22 protein-coding genes and 1 pseudogene are annotated in these 25,707 nt (G+C 37.1%); 14 read left to right on the forward strand and 9 right to left on the reverse strand.

The features are described 5' to 3' along the window. A partial coding sequence (locus tag NMM19_RS04420; RefSeq protein WP_254730159.1) for a collagen binding domain-containing protein occupies positions 1–1,013 on the reverse strand: 1,013 nt, incomplete at its 3' end. A gap of 342 nt (positions 1,014–1,355) precedes the next feature. Then, a complete protein-coding gene (locus NMM19_RS04425; RefSeq protein ID WP_254730162.1) occupies positions 1,356–3,452 on the reverse strand; it encodes an Ig-like domain-containing protein in 2,097 nt (698 codons plus the stop codon). A gap of 532 nt (positions 3,453–3,984) precedes the next feature. Between NMM19_RS04425 and NMM19_RS04430 the strand changes: the two genes are divergently transcribed. The 12 genes from NMM19_RS04430 to NMM19_RS04485 all read left to right on the forward strand — a co-directional run bounded on the left by NMM19_RS04430 (position 3,985) and on the right by NMM19_RS04485 (position 16,373). Continuing rightward, positions 3,985–4,677: a YjjG family noncanonical pyrimidine nucleotidase gene (locus NMM19_RS04430; RefSeq protein ID WP_254730165.1), complete on the forward strand. Its 693-nt coding sequence runs from the start codon at positions 3,985–3,987 to the stop codon at positions 4,675–4,677. Between the two features lie 64 nt (positions 4,678–4,741). Beyond that, positions 4,742–5,497 carry a DUF4336 domain-containing protein gene (locus NMM19_RS04435; protein WP_254730168.1) on the forward strand — a complete coding sequence of 252 codons (756 nt, stop codon included), beginning with the start codon at positions 4,742–4,744 and terminating at the stop codon, positions 5,495–5,497. 11 nt (positions 5,498–5,508) lie between these two features. After that, entirely contained in the window at positions 5,509–6,162 is a 654-nt protein-coding gene (locus NMM19_RS04440; protein WP_254730171.1) for a uracil-DNA glycosylase, read from the forward strand. Between the two features lie 9 nt (positions 6,163–6,171). Next, positions 6,172–6,636, forward strand: coding sequence for an 8-oxo-dGTP diphosphatase (locus tag NMM19_RS04445; RefSeq protein ID WP_254730173.1), 465 nt, complete (start codon positions 6,172–6,174; stop codon positions 6,634–6,636). A 12-nt stretch (positions 6,637–6,648) separates the two neighbouring features. Further along, entirely contained in the window at positions 6,649–7,917 is a 1,269-nt protein-coding gene (locus NMM19_RS04450) for a dihydroorotase (RefSeq protein ID WP_254730176.1), read from the forward strand. 43 nt (positions 7,918–7,960) lie between these two features. Next, complete coding sequence (locus tag NMM19_RS04455; protein ID WP_254730179.1) at positions 7,961–9,301, forward strand: MATE family efflux transporter; 1,341 nt, start codon at positions 7,961–7,963, stop codon at positions 9,299–9,301. 181 nt (positions 9,302–9,482) lie between these two features. Further along, positions 9,483–10,451, forward strand: coding sequence for a thiamine pyrophosphate-dependent dehydrogenase E1 component subunit alpha (locus NMM19_RS04460; protein WP_254730182.1), 969 nt, complete (start codon positions 9,483–9,485; stop codon positions 10,449–10,451). 16 nt (positions 10,452–10,467) lie between these two features. After that, positions 10,468–11,460, forward strand: a complete 993-nt coding sequence (locus NMM19_RS04465) for an alpha-ketoacid dehydrogenase subunit beta (protein WP_254730185.1) — start codon at positions 10,468–10,470, stop codon at positions 11,458–11,460. 329 nt (positions 11,461–11,789) lie between these two features. Then, on the forward strand, positions 11,790–12,833 hold the full coding sequence (locus NMM19_RS04470; protein ID WP_006145563.1) for a dihydrolipoamide acetyltransferase: 1,044 nt from the start codon (positions 11,790–11,792) through the stop codon (positions 12,831–12,833). 38 nt (positions 12,834–12,871) lie between these two features. Further along, a complete protein-coding gene (gene lpdA, locus NMM19_RS04475; protein ID WP_006145562.1) occupies positions 12,872–14,575 on the forward strand; it encodes a dihydrolipoyl dehydrogenase in 1,704 nt (567 codons plus the stop codon). 58 nt (positions 14,576–14,633) lie between these two features. Next, the gene (locus NMM19_RS04480; RefSeq protein WP_006145561.1) at positions 14,634–15,623 is read left to right on the forward strand and encodes a lipoate--protein ligase; all 990 of its coding nucleotides are present in this window, start codon (positions 14,634–14,636) and stop codon (positions 15,621–15,623) included. Positions 15,624–15,731: 108 nt separating this feature from the next. Further along, positions 15,732–16,373, forward strand: a complete 642-nt coding sequence (locus NMM19_RS04485) for a hypothetical protein (protein ID WP_254730188.1) — start codon at positions 15,732–15,734, stop codon at positions 16,371–16,373. 75 nt (positions 16,374–16,448) lie between these two features. Here NMM19_RS04485 and xerS read toward each other — a convergent pair whose 3' ends face one another. Continuing rightward, positions 16,449–17,519 (reverse strand): tyrosine recombinase XerS, encoded by a 1,071-nt coding sequence (gene xerS, locus NMM19_RS04490; protein ID WP_049509685.1) that lies wholly within the window; start codon positions 17,517–17,519, stop codon positions 16,449–16,451. Positions 17,520–17,855: 336 nt separating this feature from the next. Then, on the reverse strand, positions 17,856–18,083 hold the full coding sequence (locus tag NMM19_RS04495) for a zinc-ribbon domain-containing protein (RefSeq protein WP_178895009.1): 228 nt from the start codon (positions 18,081–18,083) through the stop codon (positions 17,856–17,858). 152 nt (positions 18,084–18,235) lie between these two features. Between NMM19_RS04495 and NMM19_RS04500 the strand changes: the two genes are divergently transcribed. After that, the gene (locus NMM19_RS04500; protein ID WP_178895010.1) at positions 18,236–19,258 is read left to right on the forward strand and encodes a hypothetical protein; all 1,023 of its coding nucleotides are present in this window, start codon (positions 18,236–18,238) and stop codon (positions 19,256–19,258) included. A 505-nt stretch (positions 19,259–19,763) separates the two neighbouring features. Next, positions 19,764–20,065, forward strand: a pseudogene (locus NMM19_RS04505) (transposase); the annotation flags it as partial. A gap of 524 nt (positions 20,066–20,589) precedes the next feature. On the opposite strand, the gene NMM19_RS04510 reads toward NMM19_RS04505, so the two are convergent. The 5 genes from NMM19_RS04510 to pta all read right to left on the reverse strand — a co-directional run bounded on the left by NMM19_RS04510 (position 20,590) and on the right by pta (position 25,700). After that, the gene (locus tag NMM19_RS04510) at positions 20,590–21,333 is read right to left on the reverse strand and encodes a CPBP family intramembrane glutamic endopeptidase (RefSeq protein WP_254730191.1); all 744 of its coding nucleotides are present in this window, start codon (positions 21,331–21,333) and stop codon (positions 20,590–20,592) included. A 60-nt stretch (positions 21,334–21,393) separates the two neighbouring features. Next, the gene (locus NMM19_RS04515; RefSeq protein ID WP_178895012.1) at positions 21,394–22,944 is read right to left on the reverse strand and encodes a ClC family H(+)/Cl(-) exchange transporter; all 1,551 of its coding nucleotides are present in this window, start codon (positions 22,942–22,944) and stop codon (positions 21,394–21,396) included. Between the two features lie 15 nt (positions 22,945–22,959). Next, a complete protein-coding gene (locus NMM19_RS04520; protein ID WP_178895013.1) occupies positions 22,960–23,739 on the reverse strand; it encodes a ribonuclease HII in 780 nt (259 codons plus the stop codon). Next, a complete protein-coding gene (ylqF, locus tag NMM19_RS04525; protein WP_036754008.1) occupies positions 23,726–24,577 on the reverse strand; it encodes a ribosome biogenesis GTPase YlqF in 852 nt (283 codons plus the stop codon). The genes NMM19_RS04520 and ylqF overlap by 14 nt, the downstream gene beginning before the upstream one ends. 148 nt (positions 24,578–24,725) lie before the next feature. After that, positions 24,726–25,700, reverse strand: a complete 975-nt coding sequence (pta, locus tag NMM19_RS04530) for a phosphate acetyltransferase (RefSeq protein ID WP_178895014.1) — start codon at positions 25,698–25,700, stop codon at positions 24,726–24,728. Positions 25,701–25,707 lie beyond the last annotated feature (7 nt).

The following is a 25,707-nucleotide window of genomic DNA, read 5'->3' on the forward strand; positions in this document are numbered from 1 at the left end:
GTTGTAGTTGTAGTAGTTGAAGTTTGATCGCCATCCACACCACCGTTTGCATTGATGTTTGCCACAGATGCGTTTACTTCTTTGGCCACAACCGCAGTTTCACCTTTGACTTGGTACCAAACTTTTGTGTTGTTCTTGAAGTCTTTTTGCTTTTCATTTTCTAATTTTGTACGATAGAAAATTAGAACGCCAGTCTTGTTGATCAAGTCTTTTGGAATTGTAACAGTGATTTTTCCTGAAGCATCTACTGTAAATGTTGATCCAGGGAAGGCTGTTTTGAAGTCTTCAATAGCTGTATCGCCAGCAAAGTATCCAGGTTTATTACCTGTTGTAGTAATACTGAAGCTATCTTTTACAAGTGAATGACCACCTTGGATTTCATCTTCCACACGAACGTCGCCGTCCACTTCTAAGTTCATTGCGTTGATTGTCAATGTCCAAAGAATGTGTTCAGGATCATTAGCGTGCATATCCCCAGCTTTTAAGTAGAATGGAGCGTGGTTTTCGCCAGTCGCCTCTTTCTTAACGCTTAGATCTACTGTCTTATCTCCACTGATGATAGTAAATTTACCAACATGTTCTTTATCAGTTGCTGTATTATTATGAACTTCAATCTCAAATTCACCCCAACCACGGATGTTTTGAAGGTTTTTGATAGCTTCGTTAAAAGTAACAGTAGCAGAGCCATCAGTAATGACCATGTCACCAACGTAAGTTCCTTCAATGCTTAGAGGAATAGTCTTTTTAAAACCTACCCCATAGACTGTACCAGAACTAGTCCAATTAACTTTTAATGTATCACCTGGTTGGATTTTTTGTGCGTGCTCGTCAAATGTAAACTTAACAGTTGTTTGTCCACCATCTGAGATTTCATTTGATGAAACAGTCAGTGAACTTATATTGTTACTGACATCTCCAGCTTTTACAACATCAGATTTCGATAATACTATGAATATTAATGGTAAAAATACAAGAAAGAAGACTTTAGCAAGTCTACTTAATTTATTTTTCATTTTCTTCTCCTATTTGTCTCAAAAATTTTACTCTTATTTGTATGTTAAAACTTAAACTCACAAATATATGAGTAATTCTATAGGTTGCTTTTTCAAGACAATACAAACTAAAATGCACCTCCTTCTAGTCAATAATAAAAAAAACCTCCTATGTAGTTGATTATATCATAAATATATAAAATTTCAATTATTTAGATGTTTCAAGTAAAAAAAATACCAATTTTACAGAAAAGATTATACATCCATTTTGATTTATGTTTTTAATCAAAGATCCATTAATTTTGTAAATAAAAAAGGACTATTTTTGAAATAGTCCTTTATATAGTTAATCAATCTTTAACCTTATTCTTTTTCATTTTTACGTAAGAATGCAATGGCACCTATTGATGAAATGAGAGTTACAAAACCAATGATAGTAACCAATGTTCCTTTTCCTTCACCGGTATTTGGAAGTCCTGGTTTGTCATTTGTTGTTGTGACTGTAGATTTTGGTTCTTCAGTTGTAGTTGTTGTAGTTGTTGTGCTTGAAGTAGTCTTAGGCTCTTCAGTTGTAGTTGTTGTACTTGAAGTAGTCTTAGGCTCTTCAGTTGTAGTTGTTGTGCTTGAAGTAGTCTTAGGTTCTTCAGTTGTAGTTGTTGTGCTTGAAGTAGTCTTAGGCTCTTCAGTTGTAGTTGTTGTAGTTGAAGTAGTCTTAGGCTCTTCAGTTGTAGTTGTTGTACTTGAAGTAGTCTTAGGCTCTTCAGTTGTTGTTGTGGTTGAAGTAGTTGTAGGTTCTTCAGTTGTTGTAGTTGAAGTAGTTGTAGGCTCTTCAGTAGTTGTAGTTGAAGTAGTTGTAGGCTCTTCAGTAGTTGTAGTTGAAGTAGTTGTAGACTCTTCAGTTGTGGTTGTAGTTGAAGTAGTTGTAGGCTCTTCAGTTGTGGTTGTAGTTGAAGTAGTTGTAGGCTCTTCAGTTGTAGTTGTAGTTGAAGTAGTTGTAGACTCTTCAGTTGTAGTTGTAGTTGAAGTGGTTGTAGGCTCTTCAGTCGTAGTTGTTGTTGAAGTAGTTGTAGGCTCTTCAGTTGTAGTTGTAGTTGTTGAAGTAGTTGTAGGCTCTTCAGTTGTAGTTGTAGTTGTAGTTGTTGAAGTAGTTGTTGAAGTAGTTGTTTCCTCTTTTGGATTCACAATAGTTTTAGTCACAGTTTGATCTGTACCAAAATCTTCCGCATTAACTTCTGTATCTGCAACTTTGATGACATAACCTGATGGTGCTTCAACTTCAGTGATGATATATTTGTCTTTTAACAGTTTGTTAACAGCAATATTACCATTATCATCTGATACGAACTCACCAATAACTTGATTGTTAGCTTGACGAACTACTTTAAATTTAGCACCCTTAAGTGGTTGGTTAGCCTCATCTACTTTATGGATATTGATTGAGTAAACATAACCAACACCAGCACCACCAGCAATTTGAACTGCAGCAGCATTAGTTACGCTGGTACTTTCAATACCAACACCTTTAAGGGTTGCTTCATTTCTCAAGACCTCACCATCTACAGGATCATAATTTAAACGAACCTTATAAGAAATACGATACTGGTCTTCTTCTGTAATGTCCCCTAGTTCAATAACGAAGGATTGACCGTCTTCACTAACGGTAATCTTGTGTTGATCAGTTACGTCAACACTATTCGAGAATACCCAATCACCAGTTTCGAAAGAGAATTTACCTTTGGAAACTTTAATACTATCTTTTACATAGCTAGCATTTGTAAATTTCAAGTGATCCTCAATCGTCACCCCTTTGATATTTTGTTTTGTACGATTGACTGAAATAGTATATTGGACCTCTCTTGGGTCACCAACGTTAACCCAACTAGTCTTTGTTAAAACTTGAGGATTTCCGTCTCCGATACCTTTAAATGTAATCTTCCCGGCAGGTTTTGATTCTTTGTTTATCGTAATCTCAATTGGAATTTCTCCTTGTTGAGGGTGTTTTTTGAAATCGACACGAGCATAGAAGAAGAAAGATCCGTGAGTATTTGAGTGTTTTTCAACATAATCTGTATAAGTTAAAGAAATGGACTTGTTATCCGCACTTACTTTAGCGTGCGCGATAATCTCATTTGTATTGATATCTTTAATTTCGAATGATTGTGAAGTAATCATCAAAGCGTCTGGTACAGTCATAACAGTAGTATCCCCTGCTTTGACATCTTTTTTTCCAGTTAAATCATACTTTGCATCGATACGGAATGTAGCCCATTGCTCTAAATCCCAAGTTAGATCTCCACCTTCATTATTTACAACTTTGACATCTGTAATTGCATCTACAAATTTTCCAGTTACTGAAATCTCAGGAGTTTCAGCAAATGTCTTATTCAAACTAAATATAAAGACAGTTGTCAATAAGCAAATAATAAAAGAAAAGATTCCAAATTTCTTCTTGTTCTTCATTATTTTCCTTCCCTTTTGTTAGATTGGTATTCTTAAGATACAAAAAAATATTGTACTTTAAGTAATACTCCCTGAGTAAATTATTATATATAGGATGATTTTATAGACACCCTTATTGCTGGCCTCCTCCTAGTCTATTACTAAAACTATCCTATAGGTGAATTATATCACATTATAATGTGTACATCAATAATATATATGCAGAATTTGCTATAAATTAAAAAAATCACAAAAACTTATAAATTATCTGTCTCTTAAGAATTAAAACAATATAAAAACCGCTTACATTCTTTGTTTTATCACGTTTAAACTTTTTAGTGTTTTATCTAATGATAATAAAAATCATTTCAACAGTTTACAAAAATCTAAGAATTATCTATTTTTGAATACTAGAAATTTTATATTAAATTTTATTATATTTTTAAAATTACTTATTTGAAAATCAATCGTGTGAGAATTTATTATTCTATCTGTTTGTGCTATACTTTGAAGTATATTATATAAAGAATACTGAATACAGGACAATGAATTGATGATTTATAAATTTTTACTCTTCGACCTCGATCATACTTTACTTGATTTTGATGCTGCTGAGGATGTAGCATTATCGCACCTCCTAAAAGAAGAAGGAGTTGAGGATATCCAAGCATACAAGGATTATTATGTGCCAATGAACAAAACACTTTGGAAGGATTTGGAGCTGAAAAAGATTACAAAACAAGAACTAGTCAATACACGTTTTGCAAAATTGTTTGCTCATTTTGGCATTGAAAAAGATGGTGCCTACTTAGCAGAGCGTTACCAGTTTTTCCTGTCTAAACAGGGACAGATTTTCCCAGGTGTGGAAGATTTATTAAAAAAATTGATACATCAGGGATTTGAACTCTATGCTGCGACAAATGGAATTACCTTTATTCAGACAGGCCGTTTGGAACAATCTGGTATTGCACCCTATTTCAAGGAAATCTTCATTTCTGAGCAACTCCATACCCAAAAACCAGATGCAGCATTTTATGAGAAAATTGGAGCTCGAATCCCTAACTTTGATAAAGATCATGCCCTTATGATTGGCGACTCCTTATCAGCTGATATTCAGGGGGGGAATAATGCTGGCATCGATACTATCTGGTACAATCCTCATCATCTTGAAAACAAGACCCAAGCCCAGCCAACTTATGAAGTCGACTCTTATCAGGCTTTGCTAGAAATCTTAGATAAACTGTAAAAAGTGGTTTAGATAGCCACTTTTTGCTATAATAGAGGCAGTATTAAGGAAGGAGTAGTTAACGATGTCAAGGCCAGAACTTTCTCTTTATGAACCATTGTATACACTAAAGGAAGTTGATCAAAATATCTGGATAGTAGATGGTGATTTGATTCAAATGGATATGAAGATCTTCAAGCTTCCTTTTCAGACACGTATGACGGTGGTTAAGTTAAATGATGGCAAACTTTGGATTCACTCTCCGATTGCGCCAAATAAGGGACTATTTACTGAACTAGACGCTTTGGGCAAAGTCGCTTACCTGATTTCACCAAATAAGATTCACTACGCCTATATTGCAGATTGGAGAAAAAGATATCCTCATGCGCAAGCATGGTCTAGTCCAGGAGTTGAAGAGAGAGCGAAAAGTCAGAATGTCAAGGTAGAATTTGATGCTCCTTTAACAGATATGGCTCCCGACCTATGGTCTGATGAGATTGAACAGCTTATTTTTAAGGGAAGTTCTGTCATTGAAGAGGTCGTGTTTTTTCATAAATCAACTAAAACACTTATTGTAACAGACCTTATAGAGAATTTTGAACCAGAAAAAATAGCTAGTCCAATCCGCAGAAAATTCTATCGTTTAGCTCGTGTAACAGCCCCTGATGGTCAAACTCCTATCGATTATCGGATGACTTTTTTAGGAAGACAAAGGGAAGCAAAGGTTTCCCTTTCCCGTATGTTAAACTGGAAACCGGATAAGATCATTCTTGCACATGGTTTATGCTTTTTTAAAAATGGTACGGATGAATTAAGACGTGCTTTTAGATGGATACTATAAAGGAGATTAAGATGCAACACTCATCCTGGCATGCTTTGATTAAGGAGCAATTACCTGAAGGTTATTTTGGGAAAATTAATCATTTTATGGAACAGACCTATGCTCAGGGAACTGTTTATCCTCCTAAGGAAAAGGTTTTTCAGGCTCTTTTGACGACTCCTCTGGAAGAGGTTAAGGTAGTGATTCTGGGGCAGGATCCCTATCATGGACCTGGTCAAGCTCAGGGATTAAGTTTTTCAGTTCCTGATTCGATTCCAGCACCGCCTTCGCTTCAAAATATTCTGAAAGAACTTTCTGATGACATCGGAGTTAAGAAATCCCATGACTTGACCTCTTGGGCTGAGCAGGGAGTCTTACTCCTTAATACATGTTTAACAGTGCCAGCAGGTCAAGCAAATGGGCATGCTGGTCAGATTTGGGAACCATTTACAGATGCTGTTATTAAGGTCGTCAATAACCTAGATAGACCCGTAGTTTTTGTACTTTGGGGAGCCTACGCCCGTAAGAAGAAGTCTTTGGTTACTAATCCTCAGCATTTGATTATTGAATCAGCCCACCCGAGTCCCCTTTCCGTTTACAGAGGATTTTGGGGTTCCAAGCCTTTTTCCAAGGCCAATGCATTCTTAAACGAAACAGGACAAGAGCCAATCGATTGGCTTAGATAAGGAGAGAATATGCCTCAGTTAGCGACGATTTGCTACATTGATAACGGGAAAGAACTGCTCATGCTTCATCGTAATAAAAAGCCTAATGATGTCCATGAAGGAAAATGGATCGGTGTAGGTGGAAAGTTAGAGCGCGGGGAAACTCCACAAGAATGTGCTGCACGTGAGATTTTAGAAGAAACGGGTCTGAAAGCAAAACCAGTACTAAAGGGAGTTATCACCTTTCCTGAGTTTACACCAAACCTAGACTGGTACACCTATGTATTTAAGGTGACTGAGTTTGAGGGGGAATTGATTGATTGTAATGAAGGGACTTTAGAATGGGTTCCTTATGATGAGGTTTTAAGCAAACCAACTTGGGAAGGAGACCACACCTTTGTCGAGTGGCTTTTAGAAGATAAACCATTCTTTTCAGCCAAGTTTGTTTATGATGGTGATAAGTTATTGGATACCCAAGTGGATTTCTACGAATAAAGGAGAAAGCAGATGTTACTAATTAAAAATGGTCGAGTAATGGATCCTAAGTCTGGTTTGGATCGAGTGTGTGATGTTTTGGTTGAAGACGGTAAAATTGTTCAAATTGCTCCTGAAATCCAGGAAGAAGGCGCTCAAGTAATAGATGCTACTGGTCTTGTAGTTGCGCCTGGTTTGGTGGATATTCATGTTCATTTCCGCGAACCTGGTCAAACTCATAAAGAAGACATCCATACAGGTGCACTGGCAGCAGCAGCTGGTGGTTTTACGACAGTTGTCATGATGGCTAATACCAATCCAACCGTTTCAGATGTTGAGACTTTGCAGGAAGTTCTTCAGTCTGCTGCTAAGGAAAAAATTAATGTTAAGTCTATAGCAACGATTACCAAGAACTTTAATGGCCAAGACTTGACTGACTTTAAGGCGCTTTTAGAAGCTGGAGCCGTTGGTTTTTCTGATGATGGTATTCCTCTTGAAAGTAGTAAAGTAGTTAAAGAAGCATTTGAAACTGCTAAAAAGCTTGGAACCTTTGTATGCCTTCATGAGGAAGATCCAGGTTTGAATGGAATTCTCGGTTTCAATGAAAATGTTGCTAAAGAACACTTCCATATCTGTGGGGCAACAGGAGTGGCTGAGTATGCAATGATTGCACGTGATGTCATGATCGCCTATGCAACCAAGGCTCATGTTCATATTCAGCATTTATCTAAGGAAGAAAGTGTCAAGGTTGTGGAGTTTGCTCAAAATTTGGGAGCCAACGTAACTGCAGAAGTTGCTCCACAGCATTTTTCGAAGACTGAAGCTCTTCTCTTGACTAAGGGAAGTAATGCTAAGATGAATCCACCACTTCGCTTGGAGTCTGACCGCCGTGCAGTTATTAAAGGTTTAAAATCTGGAATCATTTCTGTCATTGCTACTGACCACGCGCCTCACCATGCTGACGAAAAAAATGTTGAGGATATTACCAAAGCGCCATCAGGTATGACAGGTTTGGAAACTTCTTTGTCACTAGGCTTAACTTACTTGGTCGAAGCTGGTGAGCTAAGCTTGATGGAATTATTAGAAAAAATGACAGTTAACCCAGCCAAACTGTATAACTTTGAAGCAGGTTATTTGGCTGAAAATGGGCCAGCTGATATTACGATTTTCGATGATAAAGCTGACCGAATTGTAGACACACATTTTGCTTCTAAAGCAGCTAATTCACCATTCATCGGTGAAACTTTAAAAGGGCAGGTCAAATACACCATTTGTAATGGACAGATTGTCTATAAAAACTAAATAGAATACTGCTCTATAAAATTAAAATTTAGAGAGAGTCTGTATGTATCCAACCCATCATTTTAAAGACAAGTTCATTTTATTTCTTAAGATTTTCTTCCCTATTTTGGTTTATCAATTCGCAAATTATTCGGCTTCTTTTGTTGATACGACAATGACTGGCCAGTATAATACGATAGATTTAGCTGGCGTATCAATGGCGACTAGTTTGTGGAATCCTTTCTTTACTTTTTTAACTGGGATTGTTTCGGCTTTAGTTCCAATAGTTGGACATCATTTGGGTCGAGGAAAGAAAAATGAAGTGGCTTCTGATTTTTATCAATTTCTTTATCTTTCACTTGGTTTATCAATTGTTCTATTTGCATTAGTTTTTCTTGCTGCGCCACTAATTCTAAACAATATGGGGCTAGAAGCAGCAGTGGCAGATATAGCAATTCGTTATCTATGGCTTTTAGCTATTGGAATTATTCCTCTATTACTCTTTAGTGTTATTCGTTCATTACTTGATGCACTGGGATTAACTAAGCTATCCATGTATTTAATGCTTTTATTGCTACCTCTCAATAGTGGTTTTAACTACCTCCTAATCTACGGAGCTTTTGGCTTCCCTGAGTTAGGAGGTGCAGGAGCAGGTCTGGGTACATCTTTAGCTTATTGGGCGTTGTTGGGGATTTCCATACTAGTCCTTCTTAAACAGGAAAAATTGAAAGAACTGCATTTAGAGAAACGATTACCCTTAGACGGAAATAAAATAAAAGAAGCAATCAAATTAGGCTTACCGATAGGTGGAACCGTATTTGCAGAGGTTGCTATTTTTTCAGCCGTTGGCTTGATTATGGCGAAGTTTTCATCGTTGATAATAGCTAGTCATCAGTCTGCCATGAACTTTTCATCTCTCATGTATGCCTTTCCTATGAGTGTTTCAACAGCAATGGCAATTGTTGTTTCTTACGAAGTTGGAGCCAAACGATTAGAAGATGCTAAAAAATATATTAAAATCGGTCGACTATCAGCTATGGCATTCGCAATTTTGACACTTTCCTTTCTATATGTTTTTAGAGAAAATGTTGCCAGTCTATATGGTCATGATCCAGAGTTCATTCAATTAACTGCAAGTTTTATGACCTATAGCTTGTTTTTCCAGTTAGCTGACACATTTGCAGCGCCATTACAAGGAATTTTACGAGGTTACAAAGATACTGTCATACCTTTCTACCTTGGTCTCCTTGGATACTGGGGAGTTGCTATACCTCTTGGTGTGTTTCTAGATTATTCAACAAATCTCGATGCTTACTCATATTGGATAGGTCTCATCGTAAGTTTAATTGTCAGTGGTCTTCTTTATCAGTGGCGTTTGCAAGTTATTATGAAAAGAAATCGATAATTCATTGAAAAAATAATGAAAATTGAGTTTGTGAAATAGTTTTTTTAAGTAAAGAAAAGTCTTGATTTCATTGACTTTTCTTTTTTTATATTGTGAAAAAATAGCAAGCATATTCTTTGACTCTCATTAACCTATAAGTTAGAATAGAAATGTAAGAAATTAAACATAGAAAGGCAAGATTATGTCAACTCTAGATAAAAATCTTCTGCTTGAAATGTTCCGAAAGATGGAAGAAATCCGTCGCATGGACTTGAAGATTGCACAATTAGTAAAAAAAGGGAAAGTACCAGGAATGACGCACTTTTCTGTTGGTGAGGAGGCAGCTAACGTTGGGGCTATGTTAGCTCTTAATGAAGATGACTTGATTACATCAAACCACCGTGGACACGGACAAGCCATTGCTAAAGGAATCGATTTGAACGGCATGATGGCTGAGATCCTTGGTAAGTATACGGGTACTTGTAAGGGGAAAGGTGGCTCCATGCATATCGCTGACCTGGATGCGGGTAACCTTGGTGCCAACGGGATCGTTGGTGGTGGTATGGGAATTGCCGTAGGTGCTGCCCTTACTCAGCAAATGAAAAAGACTGGTAAGATTGTCGTCTGCTTCTTTGGCGACGGCGCAACCAACGAAGGTGTCTTCCACGAAGCTGTTAATATGGCCTCAATTTGGAATCTTCCCGTTATTTTCTACTGTATCAATAACGGTTATGGAATTTCTGCTGACATCAAGAAAATGACTAATGTCCAGCATATTCACGAGCGTAGCGCTGCTTACGGTATTCCTGGTATGTTTATTCCTGATGGAAACAATGTAATTGATGTATACGAAGGATTTAAGAAAGCAGTTGACCATGTTCGTTCTGGCAAAGGCCCTGTCTTAATCGAAAGTGTAACTTACCGTTGGCTTGGTCACTCATCATCAGACCCTGGTAAATATCGTACACGTGAAGAAGTAGAAGAGTGGAAGGAAAAAGATCCAATCGAAAATCTTCGCAAGTACCTTGTTGAGAATAAGATTGCAAGTTCAGAAGAACTTGAAGAAATTCAAGCACAAGTTAAGGAAGCGGTGGAAGCATCTGTTAAATTTGCAGAAGAAAGTCCATTCCCTCCACTAGAATCAGCTTTTGAAGATATTTACGCAGACTAAGGAGAAGTATAGAAATATGGAAACAAAATTAATGTCTTTCCGCGATACCATTATCCTTGCAATGTCTGAGGAAATGCGTCGTGATGAAAATGTGCTTTTGATGGGTGAGGATGTCGGAGTTTTCGGTGGAGACTTCGGAACTTCTGTAGGTATGTTAGAGGAGTTTGGGCCAGAACGTGTACGTGACTGTCCTATTTCAGAAGCTGCTATTTCTGGTGCTGCTGCTGGTGCTGCTATGACTGGACTTCGCCCAATCGTTGATATGACTTTCATGGACTTTTCAGTTATTGCCATGGATAATATCGTCAACCAAGCAGCTAAAACTCGCTACATGTTTGGTGGTAAAGGTCAAGTGCCTATGACAATCCGCTGTGCCGCTGGTAATGGGGTAGGTTCTGCTGCTCAACACTCACAATCATTGGAATCTTGGTTTACTCATATCCCAGGATTGAAGGTTGTAGCTCCAGGTACACCTGCTGATATGAAGGGTCTTCTTAAGTCTTCAATCCGAGACAACAATCCTGTTATTATTCTTGAATACAAATCAGAATTTAACCAAAAAGGTGAAGTACCTGTTGATCCAGACTATACTATCCCACTTGGTGTTGGAGAAATCAAACGCGAAGGAACTGATGTAACAGTAGTAACATACGGTAAGATGCTTCGTCGTGTCATGCAAGCAGCTGAAGAATTGGCTGAAGAAGGCATCTCAGTCGAAGTAGTAGACCCACGTACTTTGGTTCCACTTGATAAAGATATCATCATTAATTCAGTTAAGAAGACTGGAAAAGTAGTTCTTGTCAACGATGCCCACAAAACAAGTGGCTATATTGGTGAAATCTCAGCTATCATTTCTGAATCAGAAGCATTTGATTACTTGGACGCACCAATCCGTCGCTGTGCAGGTGAGGATGTACCAATGCCTTACGCACAAAATTTAGAAAATGCAATGATTCCGACAGTTGAAAGCATCAAAGATGCCATTCGTAAAACTCATAACAAACAATAATGCATAATATAAGTTATGTAAATTAATTGATAAGACGAGAAACTTTGTACTTTTTAGGTGCAGAGTTCTCTGCGTACTTGATATCTTAGATTAGAGCACGGGCTAAAAGCTCGGAAAAAAGATAAATCTCCTTGACTTCATCGAAGTCTGTGTAGATTTCCTATTTTTCAGTCGCTTTTAAACGCCCTTTGCATCATATAATTGAACTCGGGCTAAAGTCTGTGTGAAAAAGATAAACTTTCCTAGAAACTAAAGTTTCTTTGTCAAGTTTCCTATTTTCACTGAGACTTTTGACGCCCTTAGTATCTTATAATAGAATAGGAGAGGTCATGGCTGATGATAAGCTAAGAGCGACTCCTGCGGCTAGAAAATTAGCAGATGATTTAGGGATTAATCTCTACGACATTTCTGGCTCAGGCGCAAACGGTCGTGTCCACAAAGAAGACGTGGAAACATATAAAGACACTAACGTGGTTCGCATTTCACCACTCGCAAAACGAATTGCACTAGAGCATAATATTGCTTGGCAGGAAATCCAAGGAACTGGTCACCGTGGTAAAATCATGAAGAAGGACGTTTTGGCCTATCTTCCTGAAAATATCGAAAATGACACCATTAAATCACCTGCTCAAATTGAGAAAGTGGAAGAAGTTCCAGACAACGTAACGCCTTATGGAGAAATCGAACGCATTCCGATGACTCCTATGCGTAAGGTTATTGCTCAACGTATGGTTGAATCATATTTAACTGCACCAACCTTCACGCTTAACTACGATGTAGATATGTCTGAAATGCTTGCGCTTCGTAAGAAAGTTCTTGATCCAATTATGGAAGCAACTGGTAAGAAAATCACTGTGACAGACTTGCTTTCACTCGCAGTTGTTAAGACGCTTATGAAACACCCTTACATCAACGCTTCATTGACAGAAGATGGTAAGACTATTATCACTCACAACTATGTCAACCTTGCGATGGCAGTTGGTATGGATAACGGTCTTATGACACCAGTTGTCTACAATGCTGAAAAGATGACCTTGTCTGAATTGGTTGTTGCATTTAAAGATGTCATTGGACGTACTTTAGATGGTAAACTAGCTCCTAGCGAATTGCAAAATTCAACTTTCACCATCAGTAACTTGGGAATGTTTGGGGTTCAATCATTTGGTCCTATCATTAACCAACCAAACTCAGCAATTCTTGGGGTTAGCTCAACAGTTGAGAAACCAGTTGTAGTAAATGGTGAAATCGTAATTCGTCCAATTATGAGTCTTGGATTGACAATTGACCACCGTGTCGTAGATGGCATGGCTGGTGCTAAGTTTATGAAAGACTTAAAAGCTTTGATTGAAAACCCAATCTCAATGTTGGTTTAAAATATTTGTTTTAGAAATATAGATAGAGGAAGTAAGATATGGCCTTAGAAGTAATTATGCCAAAAGCCGGCGTGGATATGACAGAAGGACAAATCGTCCAATGGAATAAGAAAGTCGGAGAATTTGTAAAAGAAGGAGAAATCCTTTTGGAAATCATGACTGACAAAGTCAGCATGGAATTGGAAGCAGAAGAAGACGGTTACTTGATCGCTATCCTTAAAGGTGATGGAGAAACTGTCCCTGTTACTGAAGTTATCGGTTATCTTGGTGAAGAAGGGGAAAATATCCCAACAGCTGGAGCAGCTGCACCAGAAGCTAGCCCAGCACCTGCAGCAAGTGCCTCAAACGACGATGGTAAGAGCAATGATGCTTATGATGTTGTTGTAATCGGTGGTGGACCTGCTGGCTATGTATCTGCTATTAAAGCAGCTCAGTTAGGTGGTAAGGTTGCTCTTGTTGAGAAATCTGAACTTGGTGGAACTTGTTTGAACCGTGGATGTATCCCAACTAAGACTTACCTTCACAACGCCGAAATTATTGAAAATATCGGTCATGCAGCTAATCGTGGTATCGTAATTGAAAATCCTAATTTTACAGTTGATATGGAGAAACTTTTAGAAACAAAATCTAAAGTTGTCAATACCCTTGTTGGTGGTGTTGCAGGACTTCTTCGTAGCTATGGAGTTGATGTTCATAAAGGTATCGGTACTATTACTAAAGATAAGAATGTCTTGGTAAATGGTTCTGAATTGCTTGAAACTAAGAAGATCATCCTTGCTGGTGGTTCTAAAGTCAGCAAGATTAATGTTCCAGGTATGGAATCACCACTTGTGATGACTAGTGACGATATTCTTGAAATGAATGAAGTTCCAGAAAGCCTTGTGATTATTGGTGGTGGTGTCGTTGGTATCGAACTTGGTCAAGCCTTTATGACATTTGGTTCAAAAGTTACTGTTATCGAAATGATGGACCGCATTGTACCAGCTATGGATGCTGAAGTATCTAAGAACCTTCGTTTAATCCTTGAACGTAAAGGTATGACGATCTTGACAGGTACTAAACTCCAAGAAATCATTGAAGAAGATGGCAAACTCCGTATCAAGGTTGAAGGAAAAGATGATATTATCGCGAATAAAGCCCTTCTTTCAATCGGTCGTGTTCCAGATCTTGAAGGTATCGGAGATGTTGAGTTTGAATTAGACCGTGGTCGTATTAAGGTTAATGAATACATGGAAACTTCTGTTCCAGGTATCTATGCGCCAGGTGATATCAACGGTACTAAGATGTTGGCTCACGCTGCCTTCCGTATGGGTGAAGTAGCAGCTGAAAATGCTCTTAAAGGAAACCACGTTGTTGCTAAATTGAACTTGACTCCTGCAGCTATCTACACACTTCCAGAAGTAGCAGCAGTTGGTTTAACAGAAGAACAAGCTCGTGAGAAATACGATGTCCAAATCGGTAAATTCAACTTTGCTGCAAACGGACGTGCCATTGCATCAGATGCAGCTCAAGGATTCGTTAAGGTTATTGCCGATAAGAAATATGGCGAAATCCTTGGAGTTCACATCATTGGTCCTGCAGCAGCAGAATTGATCAACGAAGCGTCAAGCATCATCGAAATGGAAATCACTGTTGAAGAAATGCTTAAGACAATCCACGGACACCCAACATACTCTGAAGTTATGTACGAAGCGTTTGCGGATGTTCTTGGAATGGCCATCCATTCACCTAAGAAAAAATAAAAATAGATAGACTAGACTGGAATTATTTTCCAGTCTCTATCGTATTAGAAGGTATCTTATGAAATACATTATCAATCATTCAAATGACACTGCCTTTAATATTGCTTTAGAGGAATATGCTTTTAAACATCTTTTGGACGAGGATCAAATCTTCCTTCTTTGGATTAACAAACCATCTATTATTGTAGGACGTCACCAAAATACGATTGAAGAAATTAACCGTGACTATGTTCGTGAAAATGGAATTGAAGTAGTCCGTCGAATCAGTGGTGGTGGAGCTGTTTACCATGATTTGAACAACCTTAACTATACAATCATTTCAAAAGAAGATGAAAACAAGGCCTTTGACTTCAAGAGCTTCTCTACTCCAGTTATCAATACTTTAGCTGAACTTGGTGTTAAAGCTGAATTTACAGGCCGTAACGATTTAGAAATCGACGGTAAGAAATTCTGTGGAAATGCACAAGCCTATATCAATGGCCGTATCATGCACCATGGTTGTCTTCTCTTTGACGTGGATTTGTCAGTCCTAGCTAATGCACTTAAAGTGTCTAAAGATAAGTTTGAATCAAAAGGTGTTAAATCAGTCCGTGCTCGAGTAACTAATATTATCGATGAGTTACCAGAAAAGATCACTGTTGAAGAGTTCCGTGACTTGCTTTTGGAATACATGAAAAAAGAATACCCTGAAATGACAGAGTATGTGTTCTCAGATGAAGAATTGGCTGAAATCAATCGAATCAAAGAAACTAAGTTTGGAACTTGGGACTGGAATTATGGGAAATCACCTGAATACAATGTCCGTCGTGGAACTAAATTCCCAAGCGGTAAGGTTGAAATCTTCGCTAACGTCATTGAATCAAAAATCCAAGACATCAAGATTTATGGTGACTTCTTCGGTATCGAAGACGTTGCAGCAGTAGAAGATGTTCTTCGTGGTGTCAAATACGAACGTGAGGATGTCCTCAAAGCCCTTCAAACCATTAACCTAGGTCGTTACTTCGCAGGAATCACTGCAGAAGAAATTGCTGAAGCAGTTGTAGAATAAAATCAAAAGAGATCCATATGCTATGGATTTCTTTTTTTAAAACTTGATAATCAATCATTATGAGAGTATAATGTAGTGGAAATTTAAAATAAAAGAGGCCTAACATCAATGATAAAGATTCCAATTGAAAATCTCGGACTATTTGAACAGTTAGATCGTACTGTGGTAGCTTTTTTTAAAAACCAAGAATCTACAAATCCTTACGATTTGCATATTAGTATCACACAAGAACACTTCGATAAGAAAAGACAAGAGTTAGAACCTTTAGGTTTTCAAGCTGTACAAATCCCTCTGGGAATGGCCTTAGACAATGTTATTCAGCAAGCTCATTTTAAAGACTTGATTATTGGGGGTCTTACTCCTGAGGAAATCATCGTGAGCAAAGAAGCGTTAATGCCAATGAAAGACATCGTGGATAGTTTTTGTATTATGTACGCAGCAGCGAATAACCGACTTGAAAGTTGTAAAGCTTATGAATTAATGAAAGATAAAACGGTCTACTTTATTGGAAAACTTCTTACTGACAGTCCTCAAAAAGGTGATGAAATTGCTTATATGGGTATTGATCGTACAGCTAGTGATGGTACGCGATATGAAGCTGTTAAATGTTTTTTAACGAAAGAAAGTGCTGAGAAGTACAACGAAGAGAAAAGACCTGTTAGCCCTGCGAATCTGGCTTATCTAAAGTCATTTTGGGGAAAGCCAGTCATAATTGAGCCACACAGAAATTATTGGATTGAATTTTTATAGAATAATAAAAGAGCGTTAGATAATCAAAAATCTATCGCTCTATTTTAAACATTACATAAATTATATTATGTATTATTATAAACTATCCAAGGCATTTTTCTGCTCATCATTAACGATATGGGTATACAAGTCGGTAACTTGTGTGCTAGCATGTCCTAGCTGGTGACTGACCAGAACCTGTGATTTGGTCGCATCATAGAGACGAGTTGCTAGTGTATGACGCAGTTTATGGGGTGTTACGCGTACTTTGAAGTCTTCTGAATACTTGGCTACCATCTTTTCGACACTAGAAGCGTCAATACGGTTTGGAACACCTCTATATAAAGTTAGAAAGAGAGCTGTATCAGTCTTTTCTGTCTTATAACGTTTGTCTCGAATAGCGAGATATTGCTCTAAATAAGGTTTAGCAAAGGCAGCAACATTGACCGAGTCTCGTTTTCCACCTTTTCGAGTTACATCAATCACCATCATCTTGAGATTAAGGTCTCGAAGATCCAGATTTACTGCCTCAGAGAGACGTACACCAGAGGCAAGAAGGAGTGCAATAATTGCCAAATCTCGCTCTTTATTCTTATTAAAAGAGGATAGGGCACGATTTGAGAGAGTTTTGGGGTATTCCTCATCGATATAATTCAAAAAACCCTCTGTTTCATCGCCTAAAAAGAGCTTTTGCTTGATATTTTCGGCTCGAGCAGCCAAAGTTTCTTTCTTTTTCTTGGTAGCAACTTTCTTCATAACATTGCGGTAGAAATAAGGTTCCCCTTGCTCGTTTTCAACCTCCTCAGTCAAATACTTATAAAGGCTAGAAAGTGCTGATAAAGTTCGGTTAATAGTTGTTTGGGAGACACCATTCTTTGTCGTATTAGCATTGAGTAAAGGACGTTCACGTAAGTAAAGAATAAAAGATTCCATGTCTTTCTTGGTCATGTTCTCAAGAACATCCAAAGGAATATTTGCCATAGTATCAGCATCCGATATACCAGATTCCAAGACCCAGGTAAAAAATCGATCGTATTCCTTTAAGTATTCGTACAAGGTCGTAAAACTGTATGGAACAGCTAGTTTTGATTGATAGTATTCCAGAACATACCAGGGCATGACTTGTTTAAGTTTATCAATCCGTTCTAATAATATTTCACGTTTCATCTTTTTCTCCAAATCTTTCTATACTAGTAGTATAGCATAGCTAGATATATTTTTCAAGAAAATTATAGTTTTTCGGAAAGATGTTATAGGGGATATATGCAATATCTAAATCTTTGCTAGTATAACCAAAAATTTTTTTAGAGCTAATTATTCTTAATTATGTACTTTATTTAAGTGAACACTGAAAATTTTGACTACTCTCAATTCAGACGAAAATGTACTTTATTTAAGTGAAAACTAAAAATTTTTAAAATGTACATTTTGACAACAAAAAACACTCTATAATCAATTTAATGAACTTTAGAGTGTTTTTACTTTGTTTTATTTTAGTATTCTCTAGTATATCTTTAATCTAACAAAATGCTCCTGTTTTCTTCTTAAACCTTTGCAAATTGGGCAACTTATTAATGAGCGCTTTTTATACTTAATTTTTTCATTAATTTTAAGTTTGTATCGATGATTTGAGTTTTCTTTACATATCCACCATACATTAGTATTACTTAATTCAGTTATTTCAGTTGGATTTGCTATTAGGAGGTTATTTAAATAATCCCACTCATGCATTAGAGTTTGTTGTGTCGTTGCTAAGTCGTTAAATCCTTTTAAAACTTTTTGATTCGTGCACAAGTATGTAAATATTGTAAAACAATTTCAAAATGTGGTAGACTAGATATGAATTTTGATGAACGATAATTAGGTCAGAGAAAAGGTTACAGATGGAAAGATTAGTTTTTATTGGGTTGCTAGTGTTCTTGGCAGTTGTGTTTATTGGAATATTGTTTTGGCTGCGTTTTAGAATGAAGAACACCTTTGAGAACGGTGTTCCAGTGTACGATGCCCCAGCAAATAATCAGACTAGGACGAGTAAGCTAAGCGTAGGAGAGTATGCAGTGCACATAGTTTTAATACTAATTAGCGCTGTAATTGCCTTTAAGGTCATGGGCATGTTCCGTCATGGGGCGGCGCCAATTGGTGCTGCTATAATCACGCCTTCTATAATGGCGCTTTTCAATGCACGAAAGAGAACCGGGAAATCTTGGATAGGTATCGTTGCAGTTCTTATGATATTCGTGTTTTTGATGTTTGTATATATAATTATAGGTCTACCTGATAACGCACCTCCACTTAAAATTGACAGAACTGAAATTCATCTTACAGAGACTAAGATTTCGGATTTGATAGACCAGGGGTTTGAAATCTATGTGTCAAATGGTAGACATGATTATCCTAATTATAATGAGCTTTTGACATCGGGAAGCTATTATAAATACCAAGGTTCCGGTGTAACAGTGCCAAGCGGATTTAAGTCATATGACTCTGCAGTCACACGATCGACTTATCTTCTTGTAAAGAAGAATGTAGTAGTTGGCTGCATAGGTGTTTACGGGCATAAAAAGAGGTATGAGGAACTGAAGGACTGTGTAGTTACGCAGGTTTGCTTCGATTCTGAATGCACAGCTGCTGCTAAAGAATATGGAATCTCATATAATATAGATGGTATAGATTTGCTAGAGAAGCTTGATGAAAATAAGTTTAAGGAAGTATTTGGTAAAAAAATATGGCTGACTCCAAGCAATCCGAGAGGTGAATATTTGGGACATTACGGTGTGCAGTGGGGAGCAGGTAACAATGAATTCTTTTGGAATCATTATTTTATGAATTTAGACCTTGATTCGAATAATAATATAGTTAATTTTAGTTTTAAAGTTCATATTGCAGGTGAACGAGAGAATAATTAGCAAGGATAGTTAGATAAAATGAAAAAGAAAAAAATACTGAGCAAGACAAAGTATGCTATTTATCTTCTAGTGGTCCACCTTATATGCATACTTTTCACTATAAGCAAAATAATGATACCTTCATGGGGGCACTGGTTAGAGACGACACGCTTTCTTTGGACAAGCTTTCCTACCTATGTATGCGTGTTAATAGCCGTTTTCCCAATGATATGCTTTTGGCCATATTTGATTAGTGCAGATTTTAAGCCGGGTACAGCAAATACCTTGCTTGCGACTTTTGGTCTAATAGTAGGTAACGTGACTCTGATTTTGATATATACGACTATTTTGCACAAGGTATTATAGGTATAAAAAAATCCCTTTATAGGGATTTTTTGATTGCTTCAAGTAGCTCGTCATATTCTTCAAATGCTGGAACCTCTGGGTGATCCTTCTTGATTGATTCGGTGCTTCTAAACAAGAATCCTTGTGGGTGTCTCCTTGAAAGAAGTCGGTTTAATCGACGGTCAAGGCAGTTGATGACTTACTAGAAAATTGTTCTCAACCCTATGTTTTAGCTGATTTAGCTTATCTTAGCTATAAACTTAGAGAACAGTTGAAACAGAAAGGTTACCATCTATGGCAAGAGCTAAACAACATAATCATTGGAAACTAATGGCTATGAGACGGATTATTGAAACTCGATTTTCAGAACTTTGTACTTTTTTTGATGTCGAACAAACACTAGCTAGAGGCTTAACAGGATTGCAGTTGAGAATGGAGCAAATTATACTGACTAATAATCTGATATACTTTGAGATTAACTAGCACCACGAGTAAAAATCTATATCTTACTATCAATAAGACCTTAAATGAGTAGACAAAAATGTACAATTGAACCACTACTTCTTCTGCACCTATTAGAGTAAAAATGTACAAATCAATTCCTTAAATCAGATGATGTGATGAACTAGAAAATATACAAAATAACACTTCAAAATAATGTACAAAATAAAAATAAAGTACACTCCTTAAAGAATGTACTTTATGATTTTTATGATTCTAATTCAGTTGTATCAATAGTTTAGCTCACGTTAAGTCAATTGTACATAAACTTTTAGTTTTGCTAGTGTATAGTTTGTAACCAAAAATTTTTTTAGTATTCTTTTAATTAATTTATTATGATTAAAATTTTTTATACTTTTTGCTAAATGTTCCTTCGTCATCTTCAACTCTAATAAATGTAATTCAAGTAAAATTTGATTCTTATTATCATAAAAACCAAATCATATTTGATTTGGTTTTGGAGTTTTATATTTCATTTTATTAAAATGAAAAGTTTACCAATACAATCAGTTACGACTATATTCTTCTTTTTTATTCATTACCATATAGCACGAAACTAAGATGACGAAGATTTTTATCAAGAAAGTTTCGTATTGATTAGTATCTATGGTTAGTTGAGACAAGACATTAATAATTGAATGAGTCATTACACAAATCCAGAGATTGTTTGTTTTAATATAAAGTGCTGATAGTATGAAAGAATTTGTCAGTAATCCAAATAAAAACGGCGTCAATTGTAATATTGCCAGAGAACCATCTATGTAAAAGTACAACAGATGCCAAATAGCCCAACTAAAAAAGGTTAAGATTGTTGAGAGGAAATACGGCAAATTTTCTTGTAAAATTGGTTGAAATACATATCGCCATCCAATCTCTTCTATTCCTCCAAATAAAATAAATTTGAAGAACATCAAAAAAGGGAGATACCAGTTAAATTCTAACATTTTCCCACCAAACAATATGAAAGAAAAATCAAATATAATTAGGAAGAAAGATAATAAATAGTGTTTATAACTAGTATGAATGTTAAAAAAATCTTTTAAAATCTTCTTAAAATGAATATGAAAATATCGATTAGCAACAATTATTCCCCAAAGAGCTGAAGAAATTCCACCTAGAATGATTCCTGAAATAGTTAATACATTAGACTGAACAGAATAACGATTCAATAGAAAGAAAACTAGACAAACTGATACTAATTGGATAAATGTTCCTAGCAAATATACCAAAATTGCCTTATTTTTTTTCATAGAAAACCTTTCAAAATATATTATAACTTTTCGTAATAAAAATTATGTAAATCAATACTTCTATAAAAGCAAATCTTTCACTTTTCCAATTTCACTTTTTGGAATCACGAGATGGATCATATCACCTAGATACATCCTTGTAGAACCATTAACTGTCTTACTTTTACCGTTATGTACCTGGGTTGTGATAAGTACATTATGTGGTAAATTGAGTTCATGTACCTGCTTACCAGCTATCTTATCAGAAACCGGGATTTCTATCAGTGTAACTTCTCCATCATCAGTTGCTGATTCAGGTAGCATTTTTTCTAGCATGGCTTCGTAAACAGGTGCTCCTTTGAGCATATCCATGACAATATAGGCAACTAGGGTCACCATGCCTAAAGGCATGAGATTTCGGATGTCACCAACCATTTCAGTCACAAGTATCATAGCTGTCAAAGGTGCTTTTGAGATAGCCCCAAAATAACCGCTCATTCCAAGAATTACAAATATAGGAAATTGCTGTTGGGTAACAAGGCCAAGATTGACACAAATAACGCCTACTAGGGCACCAAGTAAGGATCCTAAAGCTAAAATCGGTAAGAAAATACCACCTGGCAGTCCACTTCCGTAACTGATCATGCTCCAGATAAAGCGAATGATAAAGTAAATTAAGAGAATTTGAAAACTATAATCTTGTTCTGTTAAGGATAAGACAACCTGATTGCCCCCACCAAGTATTTGTGGTAGAAATATTCCTACTGGAATGATTAGGATAAAAGCAAAAATTGGATGATAAGCTTTATTAATGTGAACCTTTTGGCCAATCCAATCATAGACTTTTCCGACATTCAGAACGGCTTTTTCATAAAGGAAACCTGAGAGTCCAAGAAAAATCCCCATAACAAGATAAATCCAATATTGACTCAAACTCATGAGAGGGATGTCATCCGGCATATCCAAAACAGGTGTTAAGCCAAAGATGAGAAGGGAAACGAAGTTTGCTACTAGACTAGCAGCCAAGGTAGAAACCCAGAAGAATCGTGAAAAATGGTGATACACTTCTTCTACTACAAATAATAACCCCGCAATCGGTGCATTAAAGGCTGCAGCAAGACCAGCCGCAGCTCCGCTAGCAATCAAAGAACGCTCCTCAACAGGGCTAGACTTGAGCCATTTGGCAATTCCTTTTCCTCCAGCGGCACCTAGCTGAATACTGGGACCTTCACGCCCTAACATGAGTCCACTAGCAATTGCTAAAATACCAAGAATATATTTCTTCCAGAGGACACTCCACCAGTTGAGAGACATGAGACCTTTTAACTCGGCTTCAACTTGAGGAATACCAGAACCTTTGATATCTTTTTCTGAACGTGTTAATTTGGCACTAAGTAAGCAAATGAGGATATAAAACAATAAAATAATCAATAGATTCCGTATCAGATTCACTTGGTCTTGATAAAATCCTTGAACGATATGAAAGCCTTTTTCGATCAAAAATCGAAATGATCCGACAATAATTCCTACGACTAATCCGACAATAATACCTCGCCCTACTTGAGCTAAGATCGTACTGGACGCGAAGGCAAATTCTTTCTTGGAACTAAGTATTTCCGATTGTTCCTCCATAATTCTCTCCTTTAATTATCTTTTACTAGTTTCTGAAACGATCGTTTTAATCGGTTCAAAACTGGTGCGATGAATAGGTGTGACACCGTGCTTTTCAATTCCTACGAGATGCTTAGCAGTTCCATAGCCAGCATTTTGAGCAAAATCATAGCCTGGAAATTCTTCGTCATAGTTAGCCATGATCTTATCTCTGGTAACTTTAGCTATAATCGATGCTGCTGCAATAGATAAGGAATTCGCATCTCCTTTGATGATGGATGTCTGAGAAATCGGCAAGTCCAACTTCATAGCATCAATCAAGAGGTGCTCTGGTTGAGGTTCAAGTTGAGAGATAGCTTCCTTCATGGCTAGTTTCGTCGCTTCGTAGATATTGACTTGATCAATGACTTGATTGTCCATAATTCCAATACCGATTGCTAGTGCATTGTCCTTAACGGCCTGAAAAATCTCTTCATGTTTTTTCTTGGGAATCTTTTTACTGTCATTCAAGCCTTTAATTTTACAATTTTGAGGTAAAATCACTGCAGCAGCCACCACTGGACCAGCTAGCGGACCACGTCCAACCTCATCTACACCTGCAATTAGAGATATCCCTTTACTATATAGATCTTTTTCATAGCGAAGCATGGCTTCTAAGCGAAGATTTTCATCAATTTCTGCTTGAAGGGCTTTTTTCCGCTTTTCAATTTCTTTTTGGACACCTGAACGAGAATCTTTTTCAAATTCCTTAAACAAAGGACTTTCAAGATCAGTTATCTTTGCTAATTCTTCTTTGATTTCTTTAATCGTTGCCATTAAGATCATCCAATGTATCTAAGGTATAGTTACCAAGTTTTCCATCACGAACTTCTTTGACAAAGAGGTTGTAAAAACGGTCGTAATCATCACGAAAACCAAGGATACGTGTCATATCCATAATAATTTCAGGAGCTTCATCGTCCAGATTCATTTGTTTGAAACGTTCTTGAAGCTTTTCAGGATAATGCGTTTTAAAGTAATTGAGACCGAAAATCGTTACCTCATCCATTGGAAGTAACTGATCCTTGATTGCTCCCGTAAGCGCAAGTTTGAGTGCTACGGTTTCATCTTCAAATTTTGGCCATAGAATCCCTGGAGTATCCAAGATTTCCAAATCTTTATTTGTTTTGAGCCATTGTTGGCCTTTTGTCACACCAGGTTTATTACCAACTACAGCAATTTTCTTACCTGCCAAACGGTTCATCAGCGTTGATTTACCAGCGTTTGGAATCCCGATAATCATGGTGCGTAAGGTTTCAATTTGAATCCCACGTTCCTTTTGACGAGCTATCTTATCTGCCATAAGTTTCTTGGCGGCATCCGTTACGACTTTTACAGTAATTTGTTCTTTAGAATTAATGGCCAGTGTTTGAATGCCTTGTGATTCAAAATGTTGACGCCATTCTTTTGTTAATACTGGATCTGCAAGGTCTGCCTTGTTCAAAATTAATAGTCTTGGCTTATCTCCGATGATTTTAGTCAGCATCGGATTTTGACTAGACAAGGGCAAACGTGCATCAACTAAAACCGTCACAAAATCAACAAATTTTAAATTTTCCTGAACTTGACGACGCGCCTTAGACATATGTCCAGGAAACCATTGAATAGTTGCCATTTTATTTCCTTTTCTTCATACAAACTTATTCTATAAAACAAAGATGATTACTGACTATTTTACCATATTTTGGCTATTTTTGCAGTTGAATGATATCTCAATAAAAGGGAAATCCCCCTTTACCAAGAGGAAAAGAGGGATAAAATTCTTATTGATGAACAGCTTGAGCTGCTGTGATTAGAGTTAGTTTATAAACATCGTCAGAGTTACATCCGCGAGAAAGGTCATTTACAGGTTTGTTAAGTCCTTGCAATACAGGTCCAACTGCAGCAAATCCGCCAAGACGCTCTGCCATCTTGTAACCAATGTTACCAGCTTCAATACCTGGGAAGATAAAGACATTAGCTTGTCCAGCTACATTACTTCCTGGTGCTTTAAGAGCTGCAGTTTCTGGAACGAAGGCAGCATCAAATTGCAATTCCCCATCAATTTCAAGGTCTGGACGAAGCTCATGAGCGATTTTTGTTGCTTCAACAACCTTATCAACACTTTCACCAAAACCTGAACCTTTAGTTGAATAGCTAAGCATAGCAATTTTAGGTTCGATACCAAACATCTTAGCTGTGATAGCTGAGTTAATCGCAATTTCAGCTAGAGCATCAGCATCTGGGTTGATGTTGATAGCACAGTCACCGAAAAGGTATCGTTCTGTTCCACGAACCATAAGGAAGGCACCTGATGTACGGCTAACATTTGGACGAGTCTTGATAATTTGAAGAGCTGGACGAACTGTTGAAGCTGTAGAGTGAATAGCACCTGAAACCATACCATCAACCAAGCCCATATAAACTAACATAACACCAAAATAGTTTACATCGTTGCTGAGCACTTCTCTCGCTTCTTCTTCAGTCATTTTTCCTTTACGACGTTCAACGAGTGAAGCGACCATATCTTCAAATTGTGGGTAATGTTCTGGATCGATGACTTCGTAACCTTCTGTAATTCCTTCGATTTCGAGATAGATTTTAATCTTGTCAGGGTTTCCTAGAAGAACTGGGATAACTTCTGTTTCTTTAACCAAACGCTTCGTTGCTTGTAGGATACGTGGTTCTTCACCTTCAGGTAGAACGATGCGAGCATTTTTACCAACTAGGTTGGCTTTCAAACTTTCAAAAACTTCCATGAGTTTT

The sequence above is a fragment of the Streptococcus sp. CF8_St5-17 genome (assembly GCF_024295665.1).
Taxonomy (GTDB): Bacteria; Bacillota; Bacilli; order Lactobacillales; family Streptococcaceae; genus Streptococcus.